Consider the following 8,975-nt stretch of genomic DNA (forward strand, 5'->3'; position numbering starts at 1 on the left):
GCCGCCGGCCAGGGTGTGGACGTTGGGGTTGCCGAGGTAGGTGGCGACGGCCTGCCGGCCGTGCCGGTCGATGACGGAGGTGAGGCCGGCCTCGACGGCGGCGAAGGCCTCCTCCCAGCCGACCTCGCGGTGGCCGGTGGCGGTGCGCAGCAGCGGGCGGCGGATCCGGTCGGGGTCGTTGTCGAGCTGGCCGAGGGCGGCGCCCTTGGGGCAGACGAACCCGCGGCTGAAGACGTCGGCCCGGTCGCCGCGGGCGGCGGTGATCCGGCCGGTGTCCAGGGTGAGTTCGAGTCCGCAGGTCGCCTCGCACAGCGGGCAGACGCGGTACGCCTTCTCGGTCATGCCGACTCCCATCGCCGCGGGCTCTCGCCACCGCTCCCGCAGGGTTTTAGCGGAACGATAAACCACGCCGGGCCGCTTGTCTCCGGCCCCGGCGATTCCGTTGTCGCGCACTCCCGGACGGCTTTCAGCGTTCTGCTAGAAATCCGGGTGGCGCCGGCCTCAGGGGCGGGGCGGCCGGGACACCATGGCGTCCAGGCAGCGGGCCACCCGGCCGTCCAGTTCCTCCACCGGCACGTCGATCTCCCGGGCGAGGTGCTCGCGGAACAGCGCGTAGCCGTACACGGCGGAGGCCACGGCCGCCTGCAGGGCGTCGGTGTCGTCGACGGGCAGTTCGCCGCGGGCGGCCTCGGCCTCCAGCAGCCGGTGCTCGTGGGCCCGGCCGGGCATCGGCCGGGGCCGCTCGTCGCCGTCGAGGACGAGCAGGGCCATCAGCCGGATCGGGCCGGGGCGGCGCAGCGCCGTCCAGAAGAACCGGGAGAGCCTCTTGCGGAGCGGGAGCTCCTCGGAGGCGGCGGCCGCCGCGTCCTGCACGCTCTCCTGGCCCTGCGACCACAGGGCGGAGCGCAGCAGGTCGCGGCGGGAGCCGAAGTACTGGTAGACGAGGCCGCGGTTGACGCCGGCCTCGTCCGCCACCTCGCGGAGGTTGAGTCCGGCGAGCACGCCCTGCTTCTGCAGCAGGTCCAGGGCCGCGCTGCGCAGGGCCTCCTCGGTCGCCGCCCGGTCGTGCGACGAGCGGGTGCGCTGCGGCGTCCGTGGGGTGCTCACCGGGGGCCTCCGCGGGTGGGTTCGGCGCCGCTGCCACCGGCGCGGCCTGCGACGACGACTCTACGGCCTCGGCCCGCCCTGCCGGCGGTGGGCGTCGATCGCCTGCCAGACCCGGTCGCGCAGGAACGGCGCCTCGGTGAACCGGATGCCGGTGGCGTCGCGCAGGGCGTTGGCGAAGGCGGGCGGCACCGGGTTGAAGGGGCTCTCGGACATCGACTTGGCGCCGAGCGGGCCGATGGCGTCCGAGGTCTGCGAGAAGTGCACCTCGGTGCGCGGGACGTCGGCGAAGGCGGGCAGCCGGTAGCGGCGGAAGGCGGCGGTGGTGACCTCGCCGCGCTCGTCGAGCAGCACCTGTTCGAAGAGGGTGGCGCCGAGTGCCTGGGCGACGCCGCCCTCGACCTGGCCGCGGCACTGCAGCGGGTTCATCACCTTGCCGGCGTCGGCGCCGTGGACGCTGCGCAGGATGCGGATCTCGCCGGTGTCCGGGTCCACGGCGATCCGGAACCACTGCGAGTTGAAGGCCACCGAGCGCGGCGAGCCGCCGAAGTGCCCGTCGGCCCGGAGCTCGACGCCCCGGCCGCGGGCGGCCTCGAAGAGCTCCTTCAGCGGCACCGGCCGCCCGTCGCAGTCCACCGCGTCGGCGGTGAGCCGCAGCAGGCTGCGCGGGGTGCGGGCGTACTCCGCGGTGAAGGTGAGGATCCGCTCGGCGAGGGCGTTGGCGGCCTTCATCACCGCCTTGCCGGCGACGACCGTACCGGCCGAGCCGAAGGCGCCGGTGTCGTGCCGGACGAGGTCGGTGTCGGACTGCCGGACGGTCGTCCGGTCGACGGTGGTGCCCAGGGCGCCCGCGGTGATCTGCTGGTGGACGGTGGTGGTGCCGTTGCCGAACTCGGCGGTGCCGACGGCGATGTCGTAGGTGCCGTCCTCCAGGAGCTTCACGGTGGCGTCGGCGATGTGGCCGCCGGGCGGGCCGCAGGCGATCGCCGACATGGCGAAGCCCTGGCCCACCAGCCAGCCCTCGGGGGCGAGTTCTGCGCTGGTGTCGTCGGCGAGGGCGTCCCGGACCACCTGGAGGCACTGGTCGAGGCCGTAGGAGGCGATGTGGAGGTCCTCCTCCTCGCCGAGCGGGCCCTCCATCGGCTCGCCGGGGCCGATGACGTTCTTCTCCCGCAGCACCAGCGGGTCGAGGCCAAGGCGCCGGGCGAGTTCGTCCATGGCCGATTCCAGGGCGAAGGTCACCTGGCCCAGTCCGTAGCCGCGGAAGGCGCCGGCGGGCACGCCGTTGGTGTAGACGGAGTACGCGTCGACCTTCTTGTGCGGCGCCCGGTACACGCCCATCGACTCGCCGATGCTGTGGTACATCACCGCCGGCCCGTGGTTGCCGTACGCGCCGGTGTTGGCGACCACGCGAAACTGGATGGCCGTCAGGGTGCCGTCGCGCTTGGCGCCGAGCTTCACGGTGATCCGGAACGGATGGCGGGTGGTGGCTCCGTGGAACTGCTCGGCGCGGGTGAACTCCAGCTTCACCGGGCGGTGCAGCCGCATCGCCGCGAGCACCGCGACGTCCTCGGTGAGCATCTCCTGCTTGCCGCCGAACCCGCCGCCGACCCGGCCCGCGACCACCCTGACCTTCTCCGTCGGCAGGCCGTACAGCGCGCACAGCGCCCGCCGGGTGAGGAACGGCACCTGGGTGGAGGAGCGCACCACGATCCGCTCCTCCCCCGTCTCCTCGACCTCCTCGAAGTAGGCCACGCACCCGTGCGTCTCCAGACTGGCGTGCTGCACCCGCTGGGTCCGGAAGGTCTCCTCGTACACCAGGTCGGCCTCGGCGAAGCCCTGCTCCACGTCGCCCGTCTCGCCGTGGGCCTCACCGCAGACGTTGTCCTCCGGCCGGGCGATCCGCGACTCGGGCCCCTTCGGGTGGAGCACCGGCGCGCCGGGCGCCATCGCCTCCTCCGGGTCGAGCACGTACGGGAGTTCCTCGTACCCGACCACGATCCTCCGGCAGCCCTCCTCGGCGGCCGCCTCGCTCTCGGCCACCACGGCGGCCACCCGCTGGCCGACGAAGCGGACGGTGTCGTCCAGCACCCGGGTGTCGTCCGGGTCCTCGGTCGGGTGCTCGTGCCGGGCGGAGGAGTACAGCGCGGCGGGCGCGTCCTCGTGGGTGAACACCGCGACCACGCCGGGGACGCGCAGCGCGGCGGAGGTGTCGATCGAGACGATCCGGGCGTGCGGGTGCGGGGAGCGCAGCAGCTTCATGTGCAGCAGGCCCTCGACCTCCAGGTCGAAGGTGTAGCGGGCGGTGCCGGTGACCACCTGCGGGCCGGCGGGCGCCCCGGGGCTGCGTCCGACCGCCTGGCCCGCGCACGGCCGTTCGACGTGCCGGACGCCGCGGACGGCGTCCTCGATCGCCCGGTAGCCGGTGCAGCGGCAGAGGTTGCCCTTCAGCGCCCTCGGCAGGTCGGCGAGGTGGTCCTCGGTGAAGGCGGCGGCCGTCATCAGCATGCCGACCGTGCAGAAGCCGCACTGGAAGCCCTGCGCGTCGAGGAACCGCTGCTGCACCGGGTGGAGTTCGCCGTCCCGGGCGAGGCCCTCCACGGTGGTCACCTCGCGGCCGTCGGCGCGGACCGCGGGGTAGAGGCAGCTGTGCACCGGCCGGCCGTCGACCTGCACGGTGCAGGCGCCGCAGTCCCCGGCGTCGCAGCCCTTCTTCACCCCGAACCAGCCCTGTTCGCGCAGGTAGGTCCGCAGGCACTGGCCCGGTCGCGGCTCGGCCCCGGACGGCTGTCCGTTGACCTGGACGTGGAAGCTCATCGGGTCTCCTCCTCCGCGAGCTCGCGGCGGATCTCCTCCGCGAGACGGAAGGTCATGTGCCGCCGCCAGGCGGGCAGTCCGTGGATGTCGTCGTGGTACTCCCCCGGCCCGACCGCGTGCGCGATGCCCTCGCGCAGTGCCTCGGCGTTCGGCAGCAGCGGGAAGTCCAGCCGGACCGGCCGCACCGTGGAGGCGGTGACGGTCAGCGCGAAGGAACCGTCGGAGGCGTCCAGGGTGCCGATCAGCAGCGCGCCGGAACGGCCCAGCCCGTAGAGCGAGGCCTGCCGGAAGGCCGTTCGGCGGGCCAGCGCCCGGGCGGGCAGGGTCACCGCGCGGAGCAGCTCGCCCGTCTGCAGGACGTTGCGCCCCGCCCCGGTGACGAAGTCCTTCACCGGGACCTCCCGGACGGCGCCGGTCTGCGCCACCAGCCGGCAGACGCCGTCCAGTGCGGCGGTCAGCGAGATCATCGGCCCGGCCGGCAGCGCGTTGCAGAGGTTGCCGCCGACGGTGGCCAGGTGCCAGATCTTCCAGGACGCCAGGAAGGCCCTGCAGCACTGCTCGAACAGCGGCGCGGGCGGCCACTGCGCCGGCTTCGGGTACGCCGAGAGCTCGGCGACGGTGCAGGTCGCGGCGATCTCCAGGGCGCCGTCCGGGGCGGGGAGCAGCGGAGGCCAGCCCGTGCGGCCGAGGTCGATCAGCCGGCGCAGGTGCGGCTGCGGCTCGGAGAACAGGTACGTCCCGCCGGCCAGCCAGGCGTCGCCCGGCCGCCAGGTGTCGCGCCGCCGCGCGTCACGCACCTCCACCACCGTGTTCAGGTCCACGTTGCCCCACCGTCCTCGAAAGCCGACACGGCGATTGAAGCCAACCGGGACGGGCCGCCACGACTGGTGCGACCCACGGCCGCCACGGCCCCGGCCTGGGCGATCGACCAACGGACGGCGCCGAGCGCCCGCACTCCTGCAGACGGGCGAAATCCAGGGAGAGGCGCCTCTGCGGCTGGCAGATGCGGCCCTAGGCTCGCCGCGTGAAGCGAATCCCGGGCCGTCCCGCCCTGCGCCTGGCCGCGGCCGGTGCGGCCGTCCTGCTCGCCCTCGCAGGCTGCGGTTCGGACCCGGACCCGGCCCCGTCCGCCGGGTCCACCGGTCCGGCGGCCTCCGCGTCCGTCTCGGGCACGGTCACCGTCTTCGCGGCCGCCTCGCTGAAGGAGGCCTTCACCGAACTGGGGCGGAGGTTCGAGGCGGCCCACCCCGGCAGCCACGTGGTGCTGAACTTCGCGGGCAGCGACGCCCTCGCGGCGAGCATCGTCGCCGGCGCCCCCGCGGATGTCTTCGCCGCGGCGAGCCCGGCCACCATGAAGACCGTCAGCGACGAGGGCGGGACGGCCGGCGATCCCGTCACCTTCGCCCGCAACCAGCTGGAGATCGCCGTCGCACCGGACAACCCGCAGCAGATCACCACCCTGCAGGACCTCGCCCAGCCGGGCCTCAAGGTGGTGCTCTGCGCCCAGCAGGTGCCCTGCGGCGCCGCCGCCCAGAAGGCCCTCGCCGCCGGCAACGTCCAGCTCACCCCGGTCAGCTGGGAGCAGGACGTGAAGGCCGCCCTGACCAAGGTCGAACTGCGCGAGGCCGACGCCTCGCTGGTCTACCAGACGGACGTGAAGGCCGCCGCGGGCAAGGCGGACGGCGTGCCCTTCCCCGAGGCCGCCCGCGCGATCAACGACTACCCGATCGCCGTCCTCGCCCACGCCCCCAACACCGCCGGCGCCCACGCCTTCGTCGCCCTCGCCGAATCCCCCGAGGGCCGCCGGGTCCTCACCGACGCCGGCTTCCTGAGCGCGTAGGCGAACGACCGGTCAGGACCCCGGCGGGGGCGTGAGTTGGCAGATCACGACGAGTTCCAGGCGCGGGACGACGTAGTACGCGAGCAGGCCACCCGCGACGTCGAGGTAGCGCATTGGTTCGCCGCCACCCTGGTAGGTGGTGCCGTCCAGGTGCACCGCCTCGGCGGCCCTGACGAGTTCGCCGGCCCGCTGTTCGACGTCGACGAGGAAGTCCGCGGGGCAGCCACCGGCGACCCGCTCCTCGTCCGGGAGGTACTCCCAGGTCCAGGTCACCCGTTCACCGTCGCGTACGCGGCACGGTAGATCTCGGCCACCGCGGCGGCGTGCTCCCGGCACTCCCGCACGGTCTCGGCGTGGTTGGCGAGGTAGTTCGCCCGGTGGAAGGCCCGTGCGGTGGCCGGATGCCGTTCGATCTCGATGACGGCGGCCCAGTGGGCCACGAACGACCGGATCGGTTCGACGCCTCCGGCATCGATGGCCTCCGCCATGGCCCGGGTCTGCCCGTCGATCATCTCGGGCAGGCGGTCCGCGGCGACCACGGCCAGCGCGGCCTTGAGCGCCGCCGGGTTCCTCTCGGGACGGGGGATGAGCTCGGTACCGTCGTGCGCGGGCTGACTCACTGCAGCACTCCTCTCCTCGGAGGTGAGGCTACTCGGTCGCCGTCCGCCGGCCGGTGTGGATGCCGCCGCCCGTCCCCGTGAGTGCGCCGCGCGGCACTGCGGGGACGGCGAAGGCCCCGCCGGGGACGGCGGGGCCTTCGGTCACTCCGGGGAGTGCGGGGTGGTTCAGCCGAGGGAGGCGATGGCGTCGTTGAAGGTCTTCGACGGGCGCATCACGGCCGCGGCCTTGGTGGTGTCGGGCTGGTAGTAGCCGCCGATGTCGGCCGCCGAGCCCTGGACGGCGATCAGCTCGTCGACGATCGTCTGCTCCTGCTCGGACAGCGCCTTCGCGAGACCGGCGAACGCCTGGGCGAGCTCGGCGTCGGCGGTCTGCTGCGCCAGCTCCTGGGCCCAGTACAGGGCCAGGTAGAAGTGGCTGCCGCGGTTGTCGATGCCACCGAGGCGGCGGCTCGGCGACTTGTCCTCGTTGAGGAAGCTGCCGGTGGCGCGGTCCAGGGTGTCGGCCAGCACCTGGGCGCGGGCGTTGCCGGTGGTGGTGGCGAGGTGCTCGAAGCTGACGGCCAGGGCGAGGAACTCGCCGAGGCTGTCCCAGCGCAGGTAGTTCTCCTTGACCAGCTGCTGGACGTGCTTCGGGGCGGAGCCGCCGGCGCCGGTCTCGAAGAGGCCGCCGCCGTTCATCAGCGGGACGACCGACAGCATCTTGGCGCTGGTGCCCAGCTCCAGGATCGGGAAGAGGTCGGTCAGGTAGTCGCGCAGCACGTTGCCGGTGACCGAGATGGTGTTCTCGCCGCGGCGGATGCGCTCCAGCGAGAACGTGGTCGCCTCGACCGGGGAGAGGATCTCGATCTGCAGGCCCTCGGTGTCGTGCTCCGGCAGGTACGCCTTCACCTTGGCGATCAGCTGGGCGTCGTGCGCGCGGCCCTCGTCCAGCCAGAAGACGGCCGGGTCGCCGGTGGCGCGGGCGCGGGTGACGGCGAGCTTGACCCAGTCGCGGATCGGGAGGTCCTTGGTCTGGCACATCCGGAAGATGTCGCCGGCGCCCACGACCTGCTCCAGCACGACGGCGCCGGAGGCGTCGACGACGCGCACGGTGCCGGTGGTGGCGATCTCGAAGGTCTTGTCGTGGCTGCCGTACTCCTCGGCCTTCTGCGCCATCAGGCCGACGTTCGGGACGGAGCCCATGGTCGCCGGGTCGAAGGCGCCGTGGGCGCGGCAGTCCTCGATGACGGCCTGGTACACGCCGGCGTAGCTGCTGTCCGGGAGGACGGCGAGGGTGTCGGCCTCCTGGCCGTCCGGGCCCCACATGTGGCCGGAGGTGCGGATCATGGCCGGCATGGAGGCGTCGACGATGACGTCGCTCGGCACGTGCAGGTTGGTGATGCCGCGGTCGGAGTCGACCATCGCCAGGGCGGGGCCGGCGGCGATCTCGGCGTCGAAGGACGCCTTGATCTCGGCGCCGTTGGCGAGCGCCTCCAGGCCCTTGAAGATGCCGCCGAGGCCGTCGTTCGGGCTGAGGCCCGCGGCGGCGAGGTCGGCACCGTAGGTGGCGAAGGTGTTCGGGAAGAACGCGCGCACGACGTGGCCGAAGACGATCGGGTCGGAGACCTTCATCATGGTGGCCTTGAGGTGCACCGAGAACAGCACGTCCTCGGCCTTGGCGCGGGCGACCTGGGCGGTCAGGAACTCGCGCAGGGCGGCGACGCGCATCACCGAGGCGTCGACGACCTCGCCGGCGAGCACCGGCACCTTCTCGCGGAGCACGGTGGTGGAGCCGTCGTCGCCGTGCAGCTCGATGCGGAGGTCGCCGGCCTCGGCGACGACCGCGGACTTCTCGGTGGAGCGGAAGTCGTCGACGCCCATGGTGGCGACGTTGGTCTTGGAGTCGGCGCTCCAGGCACCCATGCGGTGCGGGTGGGCCTTGGCGTAGTTCTTCACCGAGGCGGGGGCGCGGCGGTCCGAGTTGCCCTCGCGCAGGACGGGGTTGACCGCGCTGCCCTTGACCTTGTCGTAGCGGGCGCGGGTCTCGCGCTCCTCGTCGGTCTTCGGGTCGTCCGGGTAGTCCGGCAGGGCGTAGCCCTGGGCCTGCAGCTCGGCGACGGCGGCCTTGAGCTGCGGGATGGAGGCCGAGATGTTCGGCAGCTTGATGATGTTGGCGCCGGGGGTCTTGGCCAGCTCTCCGAGCTCGGCGAGGGCGTCGTCGATGCGCTGCCCCTCCTCGAGACGCTCCGGGAAGCTCGCGATGATGCGCCCGGCGAGGGAGATGTCGCGCGTCTCCACCTTGACGCCCGCCGTCGAGGCGTACGCCTGGACCACGGGCAGGAAGGAATACGTTGCCAGGGCCGGGGCCTCGTCAGTGTGCGTGTAGATGATGGTCGAGTCAGTCACCGGGTACTCCGCTTCACGTGTACAACGTCTCGACGTCAAGATATCTCGTCCGGGACCCTTTCCGACACCGCCCCCCGGATCGAGTTCTCCCGCGGCACCGGAGGCGGCCCGCCGCACGGGGAGTCCGCCGCCACCCTATGACCGTTCCGCGGCCACCGCGCCGCGGCCGCGCCGGGGCCCGGACACCGCTGCGGAGTGCCCCCCTCCGG

The 8,975-nt window shown here is 73.2% G+C and carries 7 protein-coding genes and 1 pseudogene; 1 reads left to right on the plus strand and 7 read right to left on the minus strand.

What is annotated here, in order from left to right:
• The 4 genes and pseudogenes from ABZ641_RS18360 to ABZ641_RS18375 form a co-directional block, all read right to left on the minus strand.
• Positions 1 to 342, minus strand: a pseudogene (locus ABZ641_RS18360) (molybdopterin oxidoreductase family protein); the annotation flags it as partial.
• 159 nt (positions 343 to 501) lie between these two features.
• On the minus strand, positions 502 to 1,107 hold the full coding sequence (locus tag ABZ641_RS18365) for a TetR/AcrR family transcriptional regulator (RefSeq protein WP_344625533.1): 606 nt from the start codon (positions 1,105 to 1,107) through the stop codon (positions 502 to 504).
• Between the two features lie 60 nt (positions 1,108 to 1,167).
• Positions 1,168 to 3,921, minus strand: a complete 2,754-nt coding sequence (locus ABZ641_RS18370) for a molybdopterin cofactor-binding domain-containing protein (RefSeq protein ID WP_359983016.1) — start codon at positions 3,919 to 3,921, stop codon at positions 1,168 to 1,170.
• Complete coding sequence (locus ABZ641_RS18375) at positions 3,918 to 4,742, minus strand: FAD binding domain-containing protein (protein ID WP_359983018.1); 825 nt, start codon at positions 4,740 to 4,742, stop codon at positions 3,918 to 3,920. The genes ABZ641_RS18370 and ABZ641_RS18375 overlap by 4 nt, the downstream gene beginning before the upstream one ends.
• A 203-nt stretch (positions 4,743 to 4,945) precedes the next feature.
• Here ABZ641_RS18375 and modA point away from each other — a divergent pair, with 203 nt between their 5' ends.
• Positions 4,946 to 5,761: a molybdate ABC transporter substrate-binding protein gene (gene modA / locus ABZ641_RS18380; RefSeq protein WP_359983021.1), complete on the plus strand. Its 816-nt coding sequence runs from the start codon at positions 4,946 to 4,948 to the stop codon at positions 5,759 to 5,761.
• 12 nt (positions 5,762 to 5,773) lie between these two features.
• On the opposite strand, the gene ABZ641_RS18385 is transcribed toward modA, so the two are convergent.
• From ABZ641_RS18385 to ABZ641_RS18395, 3 genes are all read right to left on the minus strand, one after another.
• Positions 5,774 to 6,034, minus strand: a complete 261-nt coding sequence (locus tag ABZ641_RS18385; protein WP_359983024.1) for a hypothetical protein — start codon at positions 6,032 to 6,034, stop codon at positions 5,774 to 5,776.
• Positions 6,031 to 6,381 (minus strand): hypothetical protein, encoded by a 351-nt coding sequence (locus ABZ641_RS18390; RefSeq protein WP_359983027.1) that lies wholly within the window; start codon positions 6,379 to 6,381, stop codon positions 6,031 to 6,033. The genes ABZ641_RS18385 and ABZ641_RS18390 overlap by 4 nt, the downstream gene beginning before the upstream one ends.
• A gap of 165 nt (positions 6,382 to 6,546) precedes the next feature.
• The gene (locus ABZ641_RS18395; protein ID WP_344625537.1) at positions 6,547 to 8,766 is read right to left on the minus strand and encodes an NADP-dependent isocitrate dehydrogenase; all 2,220 of its coding nucleotides are present in this window, start codon (positions 8,764 to 8,766) and stop codon (positions 6,547 to 6,549) included.
• Positions 8,767 to 8,975: the final 209 nt, after the last annotated feature.

Source organism: Kitasatospora sp. NPDC007106 (genome assembly GCF_040634455.1).
GTDB classification, from domain to species: Bacteria; Actinomycetota; Actinomycetes; order Streptomycetales; family Streptomycetaceae; genus Kitasatospora; species Kitasatospora arboriphila.